This window comes from Streptomyces sp. NPDC045022 (assembly GCF_056432605.1).
Window position 1 is genome coordinate 116,638 of record NZ_JBWKIR010000004.1, and the last position, 22,130, is coordinate 138,767.

General features: G+C 71.8%; 19 protein-coding genes and 3 tRNA genes. 9 read left to right on the top strand and 13 right to left on the bottom strand.

Annotated features, from left to right (window positions below):
* Positions 1 to 217: 217 nt before the first annotated feature.
* Complete coding sequence (locus AC07C1_RS09325; protein ID WP_478938000.1) at positions 218 to 469, top strand: DUF3073 domain-containing protein; 252 nt, start codon at positions 218 to 220, stop codon at positions 467 to 469.
* Between the two features lie 66 nt (positions 470 to 535).
* Here AC07C1_RS09325 and purM read toward each other — a convergent pair whose 3' ends face one another.
* From purM to purS, 8 genes are all read right to left on the bottom strand, one after another.
* On the bottom strand, positions 536 to 1,606 hold the full coding sequence (gene purM / locus AC07C1_RS09330) for a phosphoribosylformylglycinamidine cyclo-ligase (RefSeq protein ID WP_478938001.1): 1,071 nt from the start codon (positions 1,604 to 1,606) through the stop codon (positions 536 to 538).
* A gap of 42 nt (positions 1,607 to 1,648) precedes the next feature.
* Positions 1,649 to 3,178 carry an amidophosphoribosyltransferase gene (gene purF, locus AC07C1_RS09335; RefSeq protein ID WP_478938003.1) on the bottom strand — a complete coding sequence of 510 codons (1,530 nt, stop codon included), beginning with the start codon at positions 3,176 to 3,178 and terminating at the stop codon, positions 1,649 to 1,651.
* A gap of 200 nt (positions 3,179 to 3,378) precedes the next feature.
* The gene (locus AC07C1_RS09340; protein ID WP_478938005.1) at positions 3,379 to 3,834 is read right to left on the bottom strand and encodes an META domain-containing protein; all 456 of its coding nucleotides are present in this window, start codon (positions 3,832 to 3,834) and stop codon (positions 3,379 to 3,381) included.
* A 35-nt stretch (positions 3,835 to 3,869) separates the two neighbouring features.
* Positions 3,870 to 4,667, bottom strand: a complete 798-nt coding sequence (locus AC07C1_RS09345; protein WP_478938006.1) for a maleylpyruvate isomerase family mycothiol-dependent enzyme — start codon at positions 4,665 to 4,667, stop codon at positions 3,870 to 3,872.
* Between the two features lie 33 nt (positions 4,668 to 4,700).
* Entirely contained in the window at positions 4,701 to 5,051 is a 351-nt protein-coding gene (locus AC07C1_RS09350; RefSeq protein WP_478938008.1) for a hypothetical protein, read from the bottom strand.
* Between the two features lie 143 nt (positions 5,052 to 5,194).
* Positions 5,195 to 7,453 carry a phosphoribosylformylglycinamidine synthase subunit PurL gene (purL, locus tag AC07C1_RS09355; protein ID WP_478938009.1) on the bottom strand — a complete coding sequence of 753 codons (2,259 nt, stop codon included), beginning with the start codon at positions 7,451 to 7,453 and terminating at the stop codon, positions 5,195 to 5,197.
* Complete coding sequence (gene purQ, locus AC07C1_RS09360) at positions 7,450 to 8,130, bottom strand: phosphoribosylformylglycinamidine synthase subunit PurQ (RefSeq protein ID WP_478938010.1); 681 nt, start codon at positions 8,128 to 8,130, stop codon at positions 7,450 to 7,452. Before purQ ends, purL begins: the two co-directional genes overlap by 4 nt.
* Complete coding sequence (gene purS, locus AC07C1_RS09365; protein WP_478938011.1) at positions 8,127 to 8,399, bottom strand: phosphoribosylformylglycinamidine synthase subunit PurS; 273 nt, start codon at positions 8,397 to 8,399, stop codon at positions 8,127 to 8,129. The genes purQ and purS overlap by 4 nt, the downstream gene beginning before the upstream one ends.
* Before the next feature lie 311 nt (positions 8,400 to 8,710).
* Between purS and AC07C1_RS09370 the strand changes: the two genes are divergently transcribed.
* From AC07C1_RS09370 to AC07C1_RS09405, 8 genes are all read left to right on the top strand, one after another.
* Positions 8,711 to 9,028, top strand: a complete 318-nt coding sequence (locus tag AC07C1_RS09370; RefSeq protein WP_031164632.1) for a histone-like nucleoid-structuring protein Lsr2 — start codon at positions 8,711 to 8,713, stop codon at positions 9,026 to 9,028.
* Between the two features lie 169 nt (positions 9,029 to 9,197).
* A tRNA-Gly gene (locus AC07C1_RS09375) sits at positions 9,198 to 9,269 on the top strand.
* A gap of 82 nt (positions 9,270 to 9,351) precedes the next feature.
* A tRNA-Gly gene (locus AC07C1_RS09380) sits at positions 9,352 to 9,424 on the top strand.
* 127 nt (positions 9,425 to 9,551) lie between these two features.
* Positions 9,552 to 10,490, top strand: a complete 939-nt coding sequence (locus AC07C1_RS09385) for an ABC transporter ATP-binding protein (protein WP_478938012.1) — start codon at positions 9,552 to 9,554, stop codon at positions 10,488 to 10,490.
* A gap of 32 nt (positions 10,491 to 10,522) precedes the next feature.
* Positions 10,523 to 11,347: an ABC transporter permease gene (locus tag AC07C1_RS09390; RefSeq protein ID WP_478938013.1), complete on the top strand. Its 825-nt coding sequence runs from the start codon at positions 10,523 to 10,525 to the stop codon at positions 11,345 to 11,347.
* A gap of 22 nt (positions 11,348 to 11,369) precedes the next feature.
* A complete protein-coding gene (locus AC07C1_RS09395) occupies positions 11,370 to 12,680 on the top strand; it encodes a sensor histidine kinase (protein ID WP_478938014.1) in 1,311 nt (436 codons plus the stop codon).
* Complete coding sequence (locus AC07C1_RS09400) at positions 12,677 to 13,291, top strand: response regulator (protein WP_478938015.1); 615 nt, start codon at positions 12,677 to 12,679, stop codon at positions 13,289 to 13,291. The genes AC07C1_RS09395 and AC07C1_RS09400 overlap by 4 nt, the downstream gene beginning before the upstream one ends.
* A gap of 23 nt (positions 13,292 to 13,314) precedes the next feature.
* A tRNA-Gly gene (locus AC07C1_RS09405) sits at positions 13,315 to 13,390 on the top strand.
* 45 nt (positions 13,391 to 13,435) lie between these two features.
* On the opposite strand, the gene AC07C1_RS09410 is transcribed toward AC07C1_RS09405, so the two are convergent.
* The 5 genes from AC07C1_RS09410 to AC07C1_RS09430 form a co-directional block, all read right to left on the bottom strand.
* Positions 13,436 to 14,335 (bottom strand): phosphoribosylaminoimidazolesuccinocarboxamide synthase, encoded by a 900-nt coding sequence (locus tag AC07C1_RS09410; RefSeq protein ID WP_478938017.1) that lies wholly within the window; start codon positions 14,333 to 14,335, stop codon positions 13,436 to 13,438.
* A 93-nt stretch (positions 14,336 to 14,428) separates the two neighbouring features.
* Positions 14,429 to 15,931, bottom strand: coding sequence for a N,N-dimethylformamidase beta subunit family domain-containing protein (locus tag AC07C1_RS09415; protein WP_478938018.1), 1,503 nt, complete (start codon positions 15,929 to 15,931; stop codon positions 14,429 to 14,431).
* 221 nt (positions 15,932 to 16,152) lie between these two features.
* Positions 16,153 to 18,063: a M48 family metalloprotease gene (locus AC07C1_RS09420; RefSeq protein WP_478938019.1), complete on the bottom strand. Its 1,911-nt coding sequence runs from the start codon at positions 18,061 to 18,063 to the stop codon at positions 16,153 to 16,155.
* Between the two features lie 303 nt (positions 18,064 to 18,366).
* The gene (purD, locus tag AC07C1_RS09425; RefSeq protein ID WP_478938020.1) at positions 18,367 to 19,650 is read right to left on the bottom strand and encodes a phosphoribosylamine--glycine ligase; all 1,284 of its coding nucleotides are present in this window, start codon (positions 19,648 to 19,650) and stop codon (positions 18,367 to 18,369) included.
* Between the two features lie 177 nt (positions 19,651 to 19,827).
* Positions 19,828 to 22,098, bottom strand: coding sequence for a DNA polymerase III subunit gamma and tau (locus AC07C1_RS09430; protein WP_478938021.1), 2,271 nt, complete (start codon positions 22,096 to 22,098; stop codon positions 19,828 to 19,830).
* Positions 22,099 to 22,130: the final 32 nt, after the last annotated feature.

A 22,130-nucleotide genomic window follows, 5' to 3' on the forward strand; every position in this document is an offset into this window, starting at 1 on the left:
CCCCGATAAGTGGTTAAAATCGCCATTGACCAGCGAGGACAGGGCGCCTCGAGGGTCCTGTGCACACGCGCGTGCTGCGGGCGACGTACCGTATGGGCGCGGGCTCAGGTACCGTGGAAGCCCTACGGACCGGCCTCTCTGCGGAGGGTCCGTTCCGGATCATGAACGCGTGTCAGACTCTGGGGCCGTCGAGCCCCGTCACCGAGGGGGTCGAGCCATGGGGCGCGGCCGGGCCAAGGCCAAGCAGACGAAGGTCGCCCGCCAGCTGAAGTACAACAGCGGTGGGACTGATCTGTCGCGTCTGGCCAGTGAACTGGGCGCATCTACTTCGAGCCAGCCGCCGAACGGCGAGCCGTTCGAGGACGATGAGCATGACGAGGACGATCTCTACTCTCGGTACGCCGACCTCTATGAGGACGACGACGAGGACGAGGACGAAGGTCGGTCACAACACCGTCGCGGCGCTTGACCTCGCACTGAGCACTCACCCGGTCGGTGGCACAGCCACCGACCGGGTTCTGTGCTACCCGCAGGTTCAGACGGAGTAGTCACCGACCAGCTCGGCGCCGGTCTCCTTGTCGCCCCGGTCCGTGATCTCGCCCGCTACCCATGCCTCGACACCGCGGTCGGCCAGGGTCGCGAGGGCCACCTCGGTGGACTCCTCGGGGACGACCGCGATCATGCCGACGCCCATGTTGAGGGTCTTCTCCAGCTCCAGGCGCTCGACGTTCCCGGTCTTCCCGACCAGCTCGAAGATCGCGCCCGGCGTCCAGGTGGTGCGGTCGACCACGGCGTGCAGGCCGTCCGGGATCACCCGGGCCAGGTTGGCCGCGAGTCCGCCGCCGGTGATGTGACTGAAGGCGTGCACCTCGGCGGTCCGGGTGAGCGCCAGGCAGTCCAGCGAGTAGATCTTCGTGGGCTCCAGCAGCTCCTCGCCGAGGGTGCGGCCCAGCTCCGCGATCTCCGTCTCCAGGGCGAGGCCCGCGCGGTCCAGCAGGACGTGGCGGACCAGGGAGTATCCGTTCGAGTGAAGACCGGAGGCCGCCATGGCGATCACCGCGTCACCCCTGCGGATACGATCCGCGCCCAGCAGCCGGTCGGCCTCCACGACGCCCGTACCGGCGCCGGCGACGTCGAAGTCGTCCTCGCCCAGCAGGCCGGGGTGTTCGGCCGTCTCGCCGCCCACCAGGGCGCAGCCGGCCAGCACACAGCCCTCCGCGATGCCCTTCACGATGGCGGCGACCCGCTCGGGGTGGACCTTGCCGACGCAGATGTAGTCGGTCATGAACAGCGGCTCGGCACCGCACACCACGATGTCGTCCATGACCATGGCGACCAGGTCGTGGCCGATGGAGTCGTAGACGCCCATCCGGCGCGCGATGTCGACCTTCGTGCCGACGCCGTCCGTGGCGGAGGCGAGCAGCGGGCGCTCGTAGCGCTTGAGGGCGGAGGCGTCGAAAAGCCCGGCGAAGCCGCCGAGGCCGCCCAGGACCTCGGGCCGCTGGGTCTTCTTCACCCACTCCTTCATCAGCTCGACGGCGCGGTCGCCCGCCTCGATGTCGACGCCCGCGCTCGCGTAGCTGGCACCAGTGGTCTCGGAAGACATGATCTTGAGAACTTTCGTGTCGTACCGCGTGAACAGCGGACTTTACGGGCGACGGATCGCGTCGGAGGCGGCCGTGGCGGCGGGCCCGGCGGCCAGCTCGGTCTCCAGAAGCTGCTTGCCCAGCAGTTCGGGGTCCGGCAGCTCCATCGGGTACTCGCCGTCGAAGCAGGCGCGGCACAGGTTCGGCTTGGCGATCGTGGTCGCCTCGATCATGCCGTCGATGGAGATGTAGGCCAGGGAGTCGGCGCCGAGGCTGGTGCCGATCTCCTCGATGGACATGCCGTTGGCGATCAGCTCCGCGCGGGTGGCGAAGTCGATGCCGAAGAAGCAGGGCCACTTGACGGGCGGGGAGGAGATCCGGATGTGGACCTCGGCGGCGCCCGCCTCGCGCAGCATGCGGACCAGGGCCCGCTGGGTGTTGCCGCGCACGATCGAGTCGTCGACGACGACCAGGCGCTTGCCCTTGATGACTTCCTTCAGCGGGTTCAGCTTCAGGCGGATGCCCAGCTGGCGGATGGTCTGCGAGGGCTGGATGAAGGTGCGGCCGACGTAGGCGTTCTTCACGAGACCCGCACCGAAGGGGATGCCGGAGGCCTCCGCGTAGCCGATGGCGGCCGGGGTACCGGACTCCGGGGTCGCTATGACCAGGTCCGCCTCGACCGGGGCCTCCTTGGCCAGGCGGCGGCCCATCTCCACGCGGGAGAGGTACACGTTCCGGCCGGCGATGTCGGTGTCCGGGCGGGCCAGGTACACGTACTCGAAGACACAGCCCTTGGGCTTCGCTTCCGCGAATCGCGAGCTGCGCAGGCCGTTCTCGTCGATGGCGACGAACTCGCCCGGCTCGATCTCGCGCACATAGCTGGCGCCGCAGATGTCCAGGGCGGCGGACTCGGAGGCGACCACCCAGCCGCGCTCCAGCCGGCCGAGGACCAGCGGGCGGATGCCCTGCGGGTCGCGGCCGGCGTAGAGGGTGTGCTCGTCCATGAAGACGAGGGAGAACGCGCCCCGCACCTTCGGGAGCACCACGTGCGCGGCCTCCTCGATGGTCAGCGGCTTGCCGTCCGCGTCGACCTGGGCGGCGAGCAGCGCCGTCAGCAGGTCGGTGTCGTTGGTGGCCGCGACCCGGGTGGAGCGGCTGTTGTTGTCGTTCGGCAGGTCGGCGACCATCTCGGCGAGCTGCGCCGTGTTGACCAGGTTGCCGTTGTGGCCGAGCGCGATCGAGCCGTGCGCGGTGGCACGGAACGTCGGCTGGGCGTTTTCCCACACGGAGGCTCCGGTGGTCGAGTAGCGGGCGTGTCCGACCGCGATATGACCCTGGAGCGAACCGAGCGAGGTCTCGTCGAAGACCTGGGAGACCAGGCCCATGTCCTTGAAGACGAGGATCTGGGAGCCGTTGCTGACCGCGATTCCCGCGGATTCCTGACCCCGGTGCTGGAGGGCGTAGAGCCCGAAGTACGTGAGCTTTGCGACCTCTTCACCCGGAGCCCAGACGCCGAAGACGCCGCAAGCGTCCTGGGGGCCCTTTTCGCCGGGAAGCAGATCGTGATTGAGTCGACCGTCACCACGTGGCACGTTTCCGAGTGTAGGCGAGGTCGACCACTGGTCCGAATTGGGGATACGCGCCCGTCCCGGACCGAGCGTTGTGGATCACCTTGGGGGATTCCTCGTTTTGCCTGGTCAGGGCGGGTTTCAGTGGCTGTTCCGGGTGCCGGGCGGGCCGGCCGGCGCGGTTGCGGATCTCTTCGCCGTACGCGTGAGTGAGGTGTCGCACATCATTCGGGTGCCCTGCGGCTGAGGTGGACGCGGTCGCCGTCGCCGTCGGTGAGCGTCAGCTTCCTGTCGTCGGCCTTGGCCGTGAGCGTGCCGGTGGTGAGGGTATGGGCGAGGGCGCGCTCGAAGTCCATCCGGGCCGGGGCGCAGGCCATCCTGGTCGTCCGCAGGTCGCCGAAGGTGATCCGGTCGCCGTGCACGGTGGCCCGGGCGCTGAACTGGTTGCAGCCGAGGTTGCCGGCCGCCTTGCCGTCCTCGTCGATGCGCAGCCGGGCGGAGGCGGGCGCGTGCCGGGTCGTACCGCCGATGGTGACCCCGTCGACCCGCCAGTCGATCCCGGTCACCGGCTGCTGAACGCTCACCGCACCACTGTCCGCCTTTCCGTTGCCACAGGCCATCGCGAGCGGGACGAGCACGACGGCCGCCATCAGGGTCATGCGCTGCTTGTGCCGGTTCATACGGATTCGACGGGCCGCCGGTACGACCGGTTCCGCTATGCCATGAGCGGCAGCAGCTCCCCGATGTCCGCCCGCTCCCCGCTCGCGCTGACCTTCGCCTGCGCGACGGCGTCCTTCCAGGTCACGCGCCCGGTGGCGAGCCGGACCCAGGTCAGCGGGTCGGTCTCCACGACGTTGGGCGGGGTGCCGCGGGTGTGCCGGGGCCCCTCGACGCACTGCACGACGGCGTACGGCGGCACGCGCACCTCGGTGGAGCCGCCGGGCGCCTTCACCGCGAGGGCGTCGGCGAGCAGCCGGGTGGCGGCGGCCAGGGCCTGGCGGTCGTACGGCACCTCGAGACCCTCGACGGCGGCGGTGAGGTCGTCGGTGTGGACGACGAGTTCGACGGTGCGGGTGACGAGGTAGTCGTCCAGGGGCAGTGCGCCCGCGTTGGTCGCCAGCAGCCGGCTGCCGGGGTGCTCGGCGAGCAGGGTGCGCAGGGTCTCGTCGATGCCGGTGAGGTAGGCGTCGAGGTCGGAGTGCCGGGCCGAGAGGCCGCGGGTGAACTCGTCGATGGCGCTGGAGCTGGCGGCGGTGGCGAAGGGCCACTCGACCACCGTGACGTCCTGCCGCGGCGGGGCGGGCTGGTCCAGGGCCCGGTGCACGGCCGTGAGGGCCATCCCGATGTGCGCGACCAGCTCGCGCACGGTCCATTCGCCGAGCCGCGTCGGCCGTGCGAGCTGCTCGGGGGTCAGGCCGCGTACGGCCTCTCGTACGTGTCCGAACTGGGCGAGGACCGCCGCGCGGGTCCTGGCGGGGTCGTAGCTGCGGGCGCGCTTCCTGGCCGGAGACATGACAGTGACCCTATGCCTTGACCGCGTAGCCCTTCAGGCCGTTTTCCACCAGGTCGAAGGCGATCCGGGCGCGTTCGGCGGCGTCGGCGGCGACCTGTTCATGGCTCTCGCCGTCGGCGATACGGCGGTGGTGCTCCTCGATGAGGGGGCGGCGCTGAGCGTGGCGGCCACGATCGTGGCCTGCGTCAGGTCCCCGGTCTCGGCGGCCAGCGGGCCGGCCAGCTCCCGGGTGCCCTTCTGGGCGGCGACGAAGACACGCTCCATCAGCACCGGGGTCTCCCTCACGAGCCGGCGCACCTGGCCGGTGACGGCCTCGGGGTGCAGCCCGACCGAGGCGTCCCGGTTGTCGACCGTCTCCAGGAACTGCCGGCGTACGGCGGCCACGGGGGACTCCCCCGGCCGGCGCGGGCGGCACAGGAGCCACGCGCGTCGGTCCCGGTGTGAGCACGCCCGGTGCCGGCCGGGGCCGGGCACGAGCGAAGGCCCCGCCCGGCTGCGCGGACAGGGCCTTCACACGGCGGTGGTGACTACGCCAGCAGCGCCGGGATCGTCCCCTCGTGGGTCTCGCGCAGCTCGGCGAGGGAGAGGGCGAACTCGCCCTGGATCTCCACGGCCTCCCCGTCCACGACACCGATGCGGGTGGCCGGCAGGCCGCGCGCGCCGCACATGTCGTTGAAGCGCACCTCCTCCGAGCGCGGCACCGCGACGACCGCGCGGCCGGCGGACTCGGAGAACAGGAACGTGAAGGCGTCGAGGCCGTCCGGGACGATCAGCCGCGCGCCCTTGCCGCCGAGCAGCGCGGACTCGACGACCGCCTGGATCAGACCGCCGTCGGACAGGTCGTGCGCGGAGTCGATCATGCCGTCGCGGGAGGCGGAGATCAGGATCTCGGCCAGCAGCCGCTCACGCTCCAGGTCGACCTTCGGCGGCAGACCGCCGAGGTGGTCGTGGATCACCTGGGACCAGGCCGAGCCGCCGAACTCCTCGCGGGTGTCGCCGAGGAGGTAGATCAGCTGGCCCTCCTCCTGGAAGGCGACCGGGGTGCGGCGGGCGACGTCGTCGATGACACCGAGGACGGCGACCACCGGCGTGGGGTGGATGGCCGCCTCGCCCGTCTGGTTGTAGAGCGAGACGTTGCCGCCGGTCACCGGGGTGCCGAGCTGCTGACAGCCGTCCGCAAGACCGCGCACGGCCTCGGCGAACTGCCACATCACCGCCGGGTCCTCGGGCGAGCCGAAGTTCAGGCAGTCGGAGACGGCGAGCGGCTTGGCGCCGGTGGTCGCCACGTTCCGGTAGGCCTCGGCCAGGGCCAGCTGGGCGCCGCTGTACGGGTCGAGCTTGGCGTAGCGGCCGTTGCCGTCCGTCGCGATGGCGACGCCGAGACCGGTCTCCTCGTCCACGCGGATCATGCCGGAGTCCTCCGGCTGGGCGAGGACGGTGTTGCCCTGCACGAAGTGGTCGTACTGGGAGGTGATCCACTTCTTGGAGGCCTGGTTGGGGGAGCCCACCAGCTTCAGGACCTGGTCCTTGAGCTCGTCGCTCGTCGCCGGGCGGGGCAGCTTGTTCGCGTCGTCCGCCTGAAGGGCGTCCTGCCACTCGGGGCGGGCGTACGGGCGCTCGTACGTCGGGCCCTCGTGGGCGACCGTGCGCGGGTCGACGTCGACGATCTTCTCGCCGTGCCAGAAGATCTCCAGCCGGTCGCCGTCGGTCACCTCACCGATGACGGTGGCGATGACGTCCCACTTCCCGCAGATCTCCAGGAAGCGGTCGACCTTGTCCGGCTCCACGACCGCGCACATGCGCTCCTGCGACTCGCTCATGAGGATCTCCTCAGGAGACAGGGTCGAGTCGCGCAGCGGGACGTCGTCCAGGGTGACGCGCATGCCGCCGGAGCCGTTGGAGGCGAGTTCACTCGTCGCACACGACAGTCCGGCCGCACCGAGGTCCTGGATGCCGACGACCAGCTTCTCCTTGAAGGCCTCCAGGGTGCACTCGATGAGGAGTTTCTCCTGGAAGGGGTCGCCGACCTGGACCGCGGGACGCTTCGACGGCTTGGCGTCGTCGAAGGTCTCGGACGCGAGGATCGAGGCGCCGCCGATGCCGTCGCCACCGGTCCGGGCGCCGTACAGGATGACCTTGTTGCCCGCGCCGGAGGCCTTGGCGAGGTGGATGTCCTCGTGCCGCATGACACCGATGGCACCGGCGTTGACCAGCGGGTTTCCCTGGTAGCAGGCGTCGAAGACGACCTCGCCGCCGATGTTGGGCAGACCCAGGCAGTTGCCGTAGCCGCCGATGCCGGCGACGACACCCGGCAGGACGCGCTTGGTGTCGGGGTGGTCGGCCGCGCCGAAGCGCAGCGGGTCCACGACCGCGACCGGGCGCGCACCCATCGCGATGATGTCGCGGACGATGCCGCCGACACCCGTGGCCGCGCCCTGGTAGGGCTCCACGTAGGAGGGGTGGTTGTGCGACTCGACCTTGAAGGTGACCGCGTAACCCTGGCCGACGTCCACCACACCGGCGTTCTCGCCGATGCCGACGAGCAGCGCGTCCGACTGGGGCGCCTTCTCGCCGAACTGGCGCAGGTGGACCTTGGAGGACTTGTACGAGCAGTGCTCGGACCACATGACCGAGTACATGGCGAGTTCGGCGCCGGTCGGGCGGCGGCCGAGGATCTCCAGCACCCGCTCGTACTCGTCCTTCTTCAGGCCGAGTTCGGCCCAGGGCAGCGCGACGTCGGGGGTCGCGGTCGCGTGCTCGACCGTGTCCAGAGGCGTCCGGCTCATGCGTTGACCAGCTTCTTGAGGATCGAGGTGAAGAAGGGGAGGCCGTCGGTACGGCCCGTACCGATCAGTGGCTCGACGGCGTGCTCGGGGTGCGGCATGAGGCCGACGACGTTCCCGGCCTCGTTGGTGATGCCGGCGATGTCCCGGAGCGAACCGTTGGGGTTGAAGTCGACGTACCGGAAGGCCACCCGGCCCTCCGCCTCCAGCTTGTCGAGCGTGTACTCGTCGGCGACGTACCGGCCGTCCATGTTCTTGAGCGGGATGTGGATCTCCTGGCCCGCGCGGTAGTCGCCGGTCCAGGAGGTCTCCGCGTTCTCCACCCGCAGCCTCTGGTCGCGGCAGATGAAGTGGAGGTGGTCGTTGCCGAGCATCGCGCCCGGGAGGAGATGGGCCTCGGTGAGGATCTGGAAACCGTTGCAGATGCCGAGGACCGGAAGGCCGGCCTTCGCCTGCTCGATGAGGGGTTCCATCACCGGCGAGAAACGGGCGATGGCCCCGGCCCGCAGATAGTCGCCGTAGGAGAAACCGCCGCACAGCACCACGGCGTCGACCTGCCTGAGGTCCTTGTCCTTGTGCCACAGGGCGACCGGCTCGGCGCCCGCCAGGCGGATCGCACGCTGCGTGTCCCGGTCGTCGAGGCTGCCCGGGAAAGTGACGACGCCAATACGAGCGGTCACTTCGCCGCCTCCGCGACTTCCGCCGTGTCTTCCACCTTGACGATGAAGTCCTCGATCACGGTGTTGGCGAGGAAGGATTCCGCAAGATCGTGGATGCGGGCGAGTGCGGCCTCGTCGACCGGCCCGTCAACTTCCAGTTCGAAACGCTTTCCCTGACGTACGTCCGAGATCCCCTCGAATCCCAGGCGCGGCAGCGCACGCTGGACCGCCTGGCCCTGGGGGTCGAGGATCTCCGGCTTGAGCATGACGTCGACTACGACGCGTGCCACTGGCACTCCCGGTGTGTGGTGCTGAGCAGGTTCCTTCAGACTACCCGCACAAAATTTCTACGCGAGTAGAGTTGTAGGAAACTACGTGAGGCGCATCACGATCGGGTGTCGAAGCCACGCGGCCGTGAAAAGTTCTGGGAAAGTTCGGGAGTCCCGTCGGCGGCACCTATTGTGCTCGGACACGCGGACGGATTTAGTCGGGCTTCACAATGCATTGCCGGGCACTGTACAAATGAATTGGCAATAGCCGACACTCGGCACGTCATCGCCGTTGAGCTGTATCGACGTGCCGCACGAAGGGACCGATATTCGTGGCGCAAAAGGTCGTGGTCACTCTCTTTGACGACATCGACGGCTCGGAAGCGGCGGAAACGATCGCCTTCGGCCTCGACGGCAAGTCGTACGAGATCGACCTGAACGAAACCAACGCCAAGAAACTGCGCAAGGCGCTCGCGCCCTACGTCGAGGCCGGCCGTAAGCGGTCGCGGTCCGGCAAGGCGTACAAGCAGACGGAGGTCGCCCCCGACCCGGCGGCCGTCCGCGCCTGGGCCCAGGCCAACAAGATGGACGTCCCGGCACGCGGACGCATCCCCAAGAAGGTCTACGAGGCGTTCAGCGCCGCGCAGTGAGTGCCCGCGAAGGGGCGAGTCCTCAGGGTCCGTCAGCGGGCCCTGAGGACCGTGCACTTGGCGCATCCGGGACCGCAGGAGGGACCGACTTGCGCTACCCCCCTGCCGATCAGCTAATGTCTGGGACACGCCGAGGGGCGAGGCCGAGAGGCCGGATCCCGAGGACGATGCGGGTGTAGTTCAGTAGTAGAACATCCCCCTTCCAGGGGGAAGGCGCAGTGTGCGATCCCTGTCACCCGCTCTGGCATCGGCCGTCACGACCACATCTGTGGATCAGGTAGGCTGGTGCTCGCACCGATCGGTGGAAGCCGGTCGGGAGCAGTGCGGACGTAGCTCAGTTGGTAGAGCGCAACCTTGCCAAGGTTGAGGTCGCGAGTTCGAGCCTCGTCGTCCGCTCGGGAATGAGACCCCGGTCCACTGGACCGGGGTCTTTTCGTGTGCGCTGCGGTTCTCTGACATTTGTCATGCCGACCCATGACACCGCGCACTGCCGGGCCGCCCCCGCCGCCGGGACGCTGGCGTCATGGACAAGGACGAACACGAGCACGTGATCGAGGTCACCGACCTCAGGCGGGTCTACGGGGGCGGGTTCGAGGCGGTACGCGGAATCACCTTCTCCGTGGCGCGCGGGGAGGTCTTCGCTTTGCTGGGCACCAACGGCGCCGGCAAGACCTCCACGGTGGAACTGCTGGAAGGGCTCGCCCCACCGGCCGGGGGCCGGGTCCGGATCCTCGGCCACGACCCCTACCGCGAGCGGGCCGCCGTGCGCCCCCGCACCGGCGTGATGCTCCAGGAAGGCGGCTTCCCCTCCGAGCTGACCGTCGCCGAGACCGCCCGCATGTGGGCCGGCTGCACCAGCGGCGCCCGGCCGGAGCGGGAGGTGCTGGAACTGGTGGGGCTCGCGGACAAGCGCGGGGTACGGGTCAAGCAGCTGTCCGGCGGCGAGCGGCGCCGCCTGGACCTGGCGCTCGCCCTGCTCGGCGAGCCGGAGGTGCTCTTCCTCGACGAGCCGACCACCGGGCTCGACGCGGAAGGCCGCCGGGCCACCTGGGAGTTGGTGCGGAGCCTGCGCGACGCCGGTACGACCGTGCTGCTCACCACGCACTACCTGGAGGAGGCCGAGGGCCTCGCCGACCGGCTCGCCATCCTGCACGACGGCCGCATCGCCGTCTCCGGAACCCCGGCCGAGGTCACCGCCGGCCGCCCCTCCCGGATGTCCTTCGAGCTGCCCGACGGCTACTTCCTCGGCGATCTGCCGCCCCTCGCCGACCTCGGCGTCTGCGCGCACGAGAGCGACGGCAGGGTCGTACGACTGCGCACCACCCAACTCCAGCGGACCGCCACCGGGGTACTGGCCTGGGCCGATCGGGCCGGCGTCGAACTACGCGGGCTGGACGTGCGATCAGCCTCCCTGGAGGAGGCGTTCCTCGGCATCGCACGGGATCGGGAGGTGGCGGTATGAGCGGGAGTGGTGCGGAAACGGGGGATCGCGGCATGAGCGGTGGCGGTGCGCGGGTGGCAGGTGGCGGCAGGAGCGAGGTGGCCCAGGGGGCTTTCGGTGTGACGGGGCGGCGGTTGCGGGCGTTGGCCCGTGCCGAGGTCGCCCTTCTCGGCCGTAACCGAGGTGTCGTGTTCACCGCACTGGTCGTCCCGCTCACCCTGCCGGTCGCCGTGCGGCCGGCCCTCGACGAGCTGGAACTGACGAAGGCGGGCCTGAACATCGGCACCGTGATGGTGACCAGCGCGATCGGCATGGCCTTCCTCTTCGCCGTCTACACCTCCCTGGTCAGCTCCTACGTCGCCCGCCGCGAGGAACTCGTCCTCAAACGGCTGCGCACCGGCGAGCTGTCCGACACCGAGATCCTCACCGGCACCGCCCTGCCCGCGATGCTCCTCGGCCTCGCCCAGGCCGCCGTGCTGTGCGCCGGCTGCGCCGCGCTGCTGCACACCGGGGCACCGAAGGCGCCGTATCTGCTCCTGCCCGGGGTGCTCGCCGGACTCGTGGTCAGCGCAGCGCTCGCCGCGCTCACCGCGTCCTTCACCCGGACCGCCGAGAGCGCCCAGGTGACCGCCCTGCCCCTGGTGTTCCTGTCCATGGTCGGCTCCGGGATCACGGTCCCCACCGAGGTCATGCCCGACCGGTTCGCCTCCGTCTGCGCACTCCTCCCGCTGTCGCCGGCGATCCGCCTGTTCCGCGCGGGCTGGAGCGGCCAGTTGAGCGCGTACGAGACGCTGGGCGCCCTCGCGACCGCGCTGGCCTGGACGATCGTGGCGGTGTTTGCTGTACGACGGTGGTTCCGCTGGGAGCCGCGGCGGTGAGGCGGGGGGGGGGGGAGCACACATGCTGGGGCGGATACGGCGGTTGCAGCAGCGGCACTGGCGTGAGCGCAGCAAGGCCGAGCGGGTGGAGCTGCACAGCGTCGTCACCTGGTACCTCACCACGTGGTTCTTCTCGCTCAGCTGGCTGCTGTTGCCGCTGGTCGGCGGCCTCGACCACCGCCCGGTGCCGCTCGTCCTCGGGGGGCTGCTCCTCGTCGTCGCGGCACTCCAGTGCGCGGACGCCAACCGGCTCACCCGGCCCGTGCTCGACCACTACCTCGGCCGCGCCGAGCTGCCCGCCCGGGCGCTGCGCGGCTCCTCCGCCCTGCTCGGCCTCGCGCTGACGCTGGTCGTGGCGCTGGCCATGACGAGCGGCGCCGACGCGGTGACGACCAGGCTCGCCATCGGTGCCTCACTCCTGCCGTTCGGCCTGCTGTACGGCCTCGTGGTGCCCATCCCGGTGTTCCTGCGCCGGTCGGCCCTGCTCGCGGTGCTGCTCATGGCCGCCCTCGGGCTCACCCACCCGGACGGGCTCGGCATCCTCATGACCGGCGTCATCACCGCCTTCGGCACGCTCTTCTCGCTGCTCGCCTGCCGCTGCGGCGCCTGGACCCTGTCCGTGCTCTGGGAGGCGGAACGGGCCCGCGAGGTCGAGGCCCGGCTGGCCGTCGCCGAGGAGCGGCTGCGGTTCGGGCGGGATCTGCACGACGTGCTGGGACGGAACCTCTCCGTCATCGCCCTCAAGAGTGAGCTGGCCGTGCAGCTGGCCCGGCGGGAGCGGCCGGAGGCGGTGGAACAGATGATCGAGGTGCAGCGCATCGCGCAGGAGTCCCAGCGCGAGGTCCGGGACGTCGTACGCGGCTACCGTGAGGCCGATCTCGAAGTCGAACTCGCGGGCGCGCAGGGGGTGCTGACGGCCGCCGGGATCGACTGCGAGGTGCGCGTGGAGACCGGGAAGCTGCCCGCCGAGGTGCAGTCCGCGCTCGGCTGGGTGGTGCGCGAGGCGACCACCAACGTGCTGCGGCACGGGGACGCGAGCCGGTGCGGTGTGGGATTGCGGATGCAGGAGGGGCATGTGGTGCTGACGGTGGAGAACGACGGGGTGGCCGGACCGAGCGGCAGCGCCGGCCCCCGAACCGACCGGCGCGGGGGCGCGAGTGGCGGCGGCTCGGGGCTGCCCGGGCTGCGGGAACGGCTGGCCGCGGTGGACGGGAGCCTGACGGCGGGGGCCGTCGGCGAAGACCGGTTCCGGCTGGTGGCGGAGGTGCCGGTGGGCGGCAGCGAGGCATCCGCAGGGTCCGCGAGGGAGAAAGTGAGCGAAGCCACGTCATGAGCGATCCCGTACGGCTGTTGCTCGCCGACGACGAGCATCTGATCCGGGGTGCGCTGGCCGCCCTGCTCTCCCTGGAGGACGATCTGCAGGTCGTCGCGGAGGCCGCGAGCGGGCCCGAGGCACTGGCGATGGCCCGGGCGCACGAACCCGATGTGGCGGTGCTCGACCTTCAGATGCCGGGCGCCGACGGTGTGAAGGTCGCCACATCCCTGCGTGCCGAACTGCCCCGCTGCCAGGTGCTGATCGTCACCGGGCACGGACGTCCCGGACATCTGAAGCGAGCCCTCGCGGCCGGTGTGCGGGGATTCGTCCCGAAGACCGTCAGCGCCCGGCGGCTCGCCGAGATCATCCGGACCGTCTACGCCGGAAGCCGTTACGTCGACCCGGAGTTGGCCGCCGACGCGATCTCCGCCGGGGACTCCCCGCTGACCGCGCGGGAGACCGAGGTGCTGGAGCTGGCCGCCGACGGCGCGCCGGTCGCGGAGATCGCCGAGCGGGCCGCGCTGTCGCCGGGGACCGTGCGGAACTACCTCTCCTCGGCCGTCACGAAGCTCGGTGCGGAGAACCGTCATACGGCAGTGCGTCTCGCACGCGAGCGAGGTTGGGTATAGTTGCTCTCGCGCCACGGCGCAACGCGGACGTAGCTCAGTTGGTAGAGCGCAACCTTGCCAAGGTTGAGGTCGCGAGTTCGAGCCTCGTCGTCCGCTCCAGTAAGGCCCCCGGTTCCCCGGGGGCCTTTCGCGTTACCGCCCGGTTTACGACCAGCTCGTGCCCGTCAGCCGCTCGTACGCCTCCACGTACTTCGCCCGGGTCGCCTCCACCACCTCCTGCGGCAGCGGCGGCGGCGGCTGCTCGCTGCGCCGGTCCCAGCCGGACTCGGCGGAGGTCAGCCAGTTCCGGACGTACTGCTTGTCGTACGACGGCTGCGCATGGCCCGGCTGCCACCGGTCGGCCGGCCAGAAGCGGGAGGAGTCCGGGGTGAGGACCTCGTCGGCGAGGACGAGGGTGTCGCCGTCGAAGCCGAACTCGAACTTGGTGTCGGCCAGGATGATCCCCCGGTCACGGGCGATGTCCCGGGCGCGGGAGTAGACGGCGAGGGTGGCCTGGCGCAGCTGGGCGGCGGTCTCCGCGCCGACCTGCCGGGCGACCTCCTCGTAGGAGACGTTCTCGTCGTGCTCGCCGACCTCGGCCTTGGTGGCCGGGGTGAAGATGGGGGCCGGCAGCTCGGAGCCGTCGACCAGGCCCTCGGGGAGGGCGAGGCCGCAGACCGTGCGGGCCTCGTTGTACTCGAGCAGGCCGGAGCCGGTGAGGTAGCCGCGGGCCACGCACTCCACCGGGACCATCTTCAGCGACTTGCAGACGAGCGTGCGGCCCGCCCAGTCGGCCGGGGCGCCCGCGGGCAGCTCGGTGCTGAGCACGTGGTTGGGCGCCAGGTCACGCAGCTGGTCGAACCACCACAGGGAGAGCCGGGTGAGGACGCGGCCCTTGTCGGGGATCTCCGTGGGCAGCACCCAGTCGTAGGCGGACATGCGGTCGCTGGCGACCATCACGAGGTCGCCCGCCTCGTTCCGGTACAGCTCGCGCACCTTGCCGGTGTGCAGGTGCACCAGGCCCGGAACCTGGATGGGCTCGGGCTTTTCTACGAATCCGGACACGGTTCCTCCCCGTGGTTCTGTCCAAGTGCCTCGATTCTCCCTTATCGGGGCGATCGGTTTCGGCCAGGGGGTCGGCCGCGCCCCGCGGAAGGATCAGTCGCGCTTGCAGATGCGGTCCAGCAGGTTCGCCGTGGCCCGCTGGATACGGGAGTCCACATGGCCGGGACGGTCCAGGGCCGGGGACCAGGCGAAGGTGCCGGAGGCGAACACCCAGGCGCCGGAAGGGGCGCGGTACAGGGAGGTCTCCTGGTGACGCAGGGCGCCGTCGTTGTCGGTGTAGGGGGAGTGGGCGAGCAGGATGCGCTCGTCGTGCTCGGGCAGCGGGGTGCGCGGGAAGTACCGGTCCGCCTCGCCGGCGACGAGGCCCTCGATCCCGTCGCCCTCGTGCGCCCCGGTCGCCTCCCACAGCCAGTGGCCGGCGTTGCGGACGATCAGCGGGTGCGGCTCGGGCACCCGGCCCGCGTACTGGATGCCGACCAGCTGCTGCTCGGGCCGGTCGATCTCCCGCCAGAGCACCGGCTTTCCGGGGCCCTTGCGCTTGCGGCAGGTCAGCAGCCGGTCCGGGACACCCGACGGGGAGGGCGCCAACTCCACCTGCCAGTACATGGTGTTGGCGGAGAGGAAGACCAGCGAGGTGCCGCGGTCCCGGGCGTCCTCGACGGCGCGGCGCATCGGCACCGACCAGTACTCGTCGTGCCCGGGGAAGACCAGGCCCCGGTAGCGGGTGGGGTCGACACGGCCGGCGTGCAGGTCGCGGGCGTCGGCGTAGGCGAGGTCGTAGCCGTAGCGCTCGGCCCAGCGGATGAAGTCGTAGGCATGACCCACGTGCAGGGGCAGGCCCGCGCCCGCGTAGGGGCGGTCGAAGGAGACGGTGGTCGCCGCGTCGGCCTCACCGAGCAGCCGGCCCCGCTCGTCCCAGGCGTGGTAGAGGCTGGCGCCGGTGTGGCCGTCCTCCGGGAAGAGGTTGTACGCCTGCCAGGTGATGTCCGGCAGCAGCAGGAGCAGATCGGCGGGATGGTCGTCGCGGACCGTGAACGGCACGTGGGAGCGGTAGCCGCCGGCGGTGGTGAGGACGGCCACATAGGCGCCGATGCTCCAGTGGGAGGGCACCTGGAGGCGCCAGGACAGCCACCAGTGGTGACAGGAGACCGTGCGGTCGGCGGTCAGCGGCGGGAGCTGGACGATGCCGGACAGGCGCGGGCTGGTGGTGATCTTGGCCGCGCCGTCGCCCCCGTAGTGGCCGATCCGGTAGATGTCGACGCTGAACTCCTGCGGCGGGTCGACCGTGATGTGGAAGTCGATCGCCTCGCCGGGCGTGACCGCGCCGGTGGAGGTGAAGCCCTTGATCTGGCGGTGCACGTCGTCCGCCGAGCGGGGCCCGGAACCGGCCGAGCGCGGGGCGGGCACGCGCGGGCGCCCGTCGGTGCGGGCGAACGGCTGCGGGCTCGGGTCGACATACCAGGGCACCACATGGCCCGTGTCGTCGAAATAGGTCTCACTGCCGCGCAGCCAGGGCACCGGGCCCAGGCCGAAGGGGTCCGTGACGGCGTGCGCGAGTGCTCCGGACTCCCAGCGGCGGATGTGGTCCGAGGCCATGATCGCTCCCCTCCCTCGTGCCCCCGTGTCCCTGTCTCGGCGGTGTTCGGTGTGCCCGGTCGTCGTGTCGTATGTCGCAAGCCTTTGCCAAAGGCGTGGTCGGTCCCAGCACATCACATAACGCACGGGCTCGGTCACTACTCGTTGCGAATTGACCTGAAGTGGAAGTCGCTTTTCCATTACGGCGGTTGCGACGGCGGCGTACTGCGGTGTCCCGCGGGTCAGACGAGGCGTACGGGCTTCTCCGGCCGTATCCCCAACGTGCTCAGCCAGTCGCGCAGCGGGCCGGGGTCGCCCTGCTCGATCAGGCTGCGGACCTTGGGCGTCAGGTCGGCGGCCCGTTCACCGCCCAGCAGCAGGGACGGACCGTCCAGCCAGTCCAGGGCGGGGACCGCGCCGGCGGTGTCGACGGCCGCGCAGCACACCATCGCCGTGACGTGATCGGCGAGAAGTTCACGGCCGGTGCGCGCGGGCTGCAGGGGGAACAGCGGCAGGCCGCCGTCGTCCCACAGGGCGCTCGGGGGGCTCTGCCCGGCAGCGCTCGCGCCGCTCGGCACGCCGGCTTCCTCCCGGGCCACCGCGGCGCTCAGTCCGGCGGCGAGAGCGGCACTGCGCTCGGTCCCGGGGTCGGCGTCTTCTTCGTCGTCGTAGGCGGGGGAGTTGGGGGGCGCGGGGGCGGCCTGGGACGCGGGGAAGGTGCCGGCGGAGGCGTCGGAGGCCTTGGGGGCGCCGGATGCCTCGGCGGCGTCGGACACGTCGAGGGCGTCCAAGGCGTACTGGGGGTCGGCGGCGTCGGCTCCGGGATTCGCCGCTCCGGGGTGGCCGGTCACGGTGTCGTCCGTCGTGGTGGGCACCGTGAGGTGGTCCAGGACGCGGGCCAGGGTGGGGCCGCCGGGGTCGGGGGCCGTGGGGTCGAAGGAGGGGCGGACGCCGAGGGAGTCCAGGACGCGGTGCAGGCGGGCCGCGTCGGCGCGCCAGGTGCGGTCCACGACCTCTTCCGGATACGCCTGCCAGTCCACCGGCGCCCAGTCGGGACCGGACTCGGCGGGGCCGCCGTGGAAGAGGCGTGCGGCGAGCAGCGAGGCCGCCTCGTCCACCGCACCGGGCTCCTCCAGCAGGTCACAGGCGGGCCGCTCGCCGAGGCGCGAGGTGAAGCCCTCGGCGAGACGGTCGCGCCGGGACAGCTCGGTGAGCGCCGCCACCACGCCCGCGTCCAGCCGGGCGGGCCAGCGGCCCATGCGCCAGGCGGGCAGCGCGACCCTGGTCAGCAGCCGGTCCCAGCCGGCGTAGGCGAGGCCTACCTGCTCCTGGGCGACGATCCGCAGGCCGTAGTCCACCGCCTGCGCCCGCTCGGCCGCCGCCGCGGCGACCCCGCGCTCCATCAGCGTCGCGTGCTCCCGGCAGCCGTGCAGCAGAAGCCGGGCCACCCAGCCCAGGGCCGCGCAGACCCCGCGGGTCGGCAGGCACCGGCCGGGCGTCGAGGCCACGGCCACCGCCGCGTCCAGCCCGCGGACGAAGCGACGGGCAGCCGCTATGTCCGGTTGCGCCGAGGGGCCCGTACCGGCGATGACCGGGGCGAGGACCGCGCGCAGCTCGCCCACCCGCATCCACCACAGGAACGGGGAGCCGATGACGAGGACCGGCGCGACGGGGGTGCGGCGGTGGGCGCGGTGGCCCGGGCCGGCTATCTCGTCGGCCGCCGGACGCGGGGGCGGGCCGTGGGCCGAATGGGTGCGGTCCTCCAGCCAGCTGTCGCAGTCCGGGGTGAGCGCTATGGCCGACGGCGCCGGCACGTCCAGGCGGTCGGCCAGGTCGCGCACCATCCGGTACAGGTCCGGGGCGGACTTCTCCGGGACCGGCACCGTGGGGCTCACGGCGGGGCGGGCCCGGGCCACGACCAGCGCGATACCGGCGGCGGCCAGCAGCACCAGCACGGCGAGCACGCCCACGCCCCAGCGGGCGGCGTCCCAGCCCGGGCCGACGAGGTGGCCGGTCGGACCGCCGGCCAGCAGGATCACCGCGGCGCCCGCGGGCAGCAGGGCCACGGCCAGTGCCCGGCCCCGGACCCGCAGCACGGCCAGGGCCCGGGAGCGCGCGGCCTGCGCGCCCATCTCCACACCGATTCCGGTCACGTGCCGACCTCACCCCCTCCCTGTCGATGCCGTGCTGTCCTGGTCCTGCTCACTCCCCCACTGTGGCACCCGCCACTGACATCGCAATGCCGGAGGGCCAAGTGCCGGAACGCTTGCGCGGCACCCTAGTTGGGGCCTCGGCCCTCGTCAGCCGGATAGGCGATCGCTCACTCGATGGAATGGCTTTGGTCAGAGGTGGGTGACAGAAAGCAAAGATCGGGCCCCGGATTCCGTCCGGGGCCCGATGGGGTACGAGAATGCGCGCGACCAGCGCGTCCAGGCGTGTGTCCTGCTGTCGCCCGCCTACGCCTGCGCCGCCTTCGCCGCGATGTCCGTGCGGTGCTGCGAGCCGTCCAGGCCGATCCGGCCCACGGCCCGGTACGCCCGCTCGCGCGCCTCTTCGAGATCCTTGCCGGTGGCGGTGACGGACAGAACCCGCCCGCCGGCGCTCACGATCGCGTCGCCGTCCCGCTTGGTCCCGGCGTGCAGCACGTACGCGTGCGGGGCGTCCTCGGCGGCCACCTCGTCCAGGCCGGTGATCGGGTCGCCGGTGCGGGGCGTGCCGGGGTAGTTGTGCGAGGCGACGACGACGGTGACGGCCGCGTCCTCGCTCCAGCGCAGGGGCGCCAGATCGGCGAGGTTGCCGGTGGCGGCGGCCATCAGGACACCGGCCAGCGGCGTCTTCAGGCGGGCCAGCACGACCTGGGTCTCCGGGTCGCCGAAGCGGGCGTTGAACTCGATGACCCGGACACCGCGCGAGGTGATCGCAAGCCCGGCGTAGAGCAGCCCGGAGAAGGGCGTGCCGCGGCGGCGCATCTCGTCCACGGTCGGCTGCAGCACCGTCTGCCGTACCTCGTCGACCAGCTTCGGGTCGGCCCACGGCAGCGGCGAGTACGCGCCCATGCCGCCGGTGTTCGGGCCCTCGTCGCCGTCCAGGGCCCGCTTGAAGTCCTGGGCCGGCTGCAGCGGGACGACCGTCACGCCGTCGGTGATCGCGAACAGGGACACCTCGGGGCCGTCGAGGAACTCCTCGATGACCACGCTCCCCCGCTGCCCGGAACGCGTGGTGGGTGCCCCCACGCAGGCGGCGGCGTGCGCCTTGGCGGCCTCGATGTCGGAGGTCACCACGACGCCCTTGCCGGCGGCGAGTCCGTCGTCCTTGACGACGTAGGGGGCGCCGAAGGCGTCCAGCGCCCCGGCGACCTCCTCGGCGGTGGCGCAGACGTAGGAGCGGGCGGTCGGCACCCCGGCCGCGGCCATGACGTCCTTGGCGAAGGCCTTGGAGCCCTCGAGCTGGGCGGCCTCCCCGGAGGGGCCGAACACGGGGATGCCCGCCGCGCGGACGGCGTCGGCGACACCGGCGACCAGCGGGGCCTCCGGGCCGACGACGACCAGATCGGCGCCGAGGCCGGTGGCCAGCTCGGCCACCGCGGCGCCGTCGAGCGCGTCGACCGGGTGCAGCTCGGCGACCTCGGCGATGCCGGCGTTGCCGGGGGCGCAGTGCAGCGCGGTGACGTCGGGGTCGAGGGACATGGAGTGGCACAGGGCGTGTTCGCGGGCGCCGCTGCCGATGACGAGGACCTTCACGGGGTCAGCCTAATGGCAAGGTCGCCGAAGGTCGGGGGCCGGGGAAGCTGTACGTTCCTACCAAAGGCGCACGGTGCGGGTGTGACCGTCCCTGGGGGCCGCCGCCCGCGCACCCCCTCCGCGGCCTGCCGGACACCTCGTCCGCGAACGCCGGACAGGCTGTTCGCATCCCCGGTGCTACTCGTTGGAGAGCTCCTCCACCACCGTCGCCCCCAGCTCGCGCACGATCAGTTCGTGGCCGGACAGGGCGGACTCGTCCAGGTCCGGGTCGTCGTCCTCCGGGATGTCGTCCTCGGGGGCGATCGGTGGCGGCTGGGGGGCCGCTGCGGGCCGGGGGGCGGGGGCGGGGGCCGCCGGTGCGGAAGCCGGGCCGCCCTGCGCGGAGGCCGACGTCTGCCGGGCCGGCGGGGAAGTCATGGGGGAAGGTGCGGGCGGGGCGCCGTAGCCACCCCCGCCGGCCGGAGCGCCGCCGTAGCCACCGCCTCCGCCTCCGCCGAAGCCCGACGAGCCGCCGGCCGCGGGGGCGGAACCGCCGCCGGACGGGTCGACGACCGCCTCGATCTTCCACTGCACCTGGAACTGCTCGGCCAGCGCCTGCCGCAGCACGTCCTCGCTGCCGCTGCTTGTGAAGTTGTCACGCGCGCCGGCGTTGACGAAGCCGACCTGGAGGGTGGTGCCGTCGAAGCCGGCCACCTGGGCGTTCTGGCTGAGCAGGATCCAGGTGAAGCGACGGCGGTTCTTGACGGCCTCCAGGATGTTCGGCCAGAGCACGCGGGGGTCGAGGCCACCGGCGGGAGCAGCCGGGGCCACGGGCGCCGTAGGGGCGGCGGGCGGCTGGTGCTGCGGCTGAGCCGGGGCCGGGCCGGTGGCCTGGCCCTGCTGGGCACCTGTGGGAGCGGCGGCCGTGGGCCAGCCACCGGGACGCCGTCCGCCACCGGCGGAAGCGGCGGTGGGCCAGGCACCGGGGGCCGGGCCCGCAGGGGCCGCGGGGGCAGCTGGGGCGGCCGCAGGCGGCACCGGGGCCTGCGCGGCCGGAGCGGGAGCCGACGGGGCTGCCAGGGCGGGAGCAGACGCCGGCGGTACCGGGGCCGCCGGAGCCGGCTGGGCCGCCGGAGCGGCAGGGCCGGCCGGCAGGGCCGGACCGCCGGCTCCGCTGCCCGGGCCACCCACGGCGCGCACCGCCGCGCGCGCCGCGGCCGGGCCGGCGCTGGTGGGCACCGGCGCGCCGCTGTGGGCCTCGGGACCGGGGACGTAGCCCATGGCGGGCGCGCCGCCACCGGCCGAGAAGCCGACGCCGCGCTCGAGACGGTCGAGGCGGGCCATCACCGACCGCTCGTCGCCGTAGGCGGCGGGGAGCAGAACGCGCGCGCAGATCAGTTCCAGCTGGAGGCGGGGCGAGGTGGCACCGCGCATCTCGGTCAGGCCCTCGTTGACGAGGTCGGCGGCGCGGGTCAGGTCGGCCGCACCGAAGGTGGAGGCCTGGGCCTGCATGCGCTCCAGGACGTCGGCGGGGGCGTCGATGAGCCCCTTCTCGAGGGCGTCCGGGACGGCCGCGATGATCACCAGGTCCCGCAACCGCTCCAGCAGGTCGGCGACGAACCGACGCGGATCGTTACCGCCCTCGATGACCCGGTCGACGACCTCGAAGGCCGCGGCCCCGTCACCGGTGGCGAACGCCTCGACCACGGAGTCGAGGAGGGAGCCGTCGGTGTACCCGAGGAGAGAGGTGGACATGGCATACGTCACACCCTCCTCTCCGGCGCCGGCGAGGAGCTGGTCCATGACGGACATGGAGTCACGCACGGACCCGGCGCCCGCACGCACGACGAGCGGAAGCACACCCTCCGCGACCGGGATGTCCTCCTGCCGGCACACCTCGGCGAGGTAGTCCCGCAGGGTGCCCGGCGGCACCAGCCGGAAGGGGTAGTGGTGGGTCCGCGACCGGATGGTCCCGATGACCTTCTCGGGCTCGGTGGTCGCGAAGATGAACTTCAGATGCTCGGGCGGCTCCTCGACGACCTTGAGCAGCGCGTTGAAGCCGGCCGACGTGACCATGTGGGCCTCGTCGATGATGTAGATCTTGTACCGGCTGCCCGCGGGCCCGAAGAAGGCCTTCTCGCGCAGCTCACGGGCGTCGTCCACGCCACCGTGGGAGGCGGCGTCGATCTCGATGACGTCGATCGAGCCCGGCCCGTTCCTGGCCAGGTCCTGGCACGACTGGCACTCCCCGCACGGCGTCGGAGTGGGACCTTGCTCACAGTTCAGGCAGCGGGCCAGGATGCGCGCGCTGGTGGTCTTCCCGCACCCACGCGGCCCGCTGAACAGGTACGCGTGATTGACCCGGTTGTTCCGCAGCGCCTGCTGCAGCGGGTCGGTGACATGCTCCTGCCCGATGACCTCGGCAAAGGTCTCCGGGCGATAGCGGCGGTACAGCGCGAGAGACGACACGCATACGAGGTTAATGGCGCCCACTGACAACG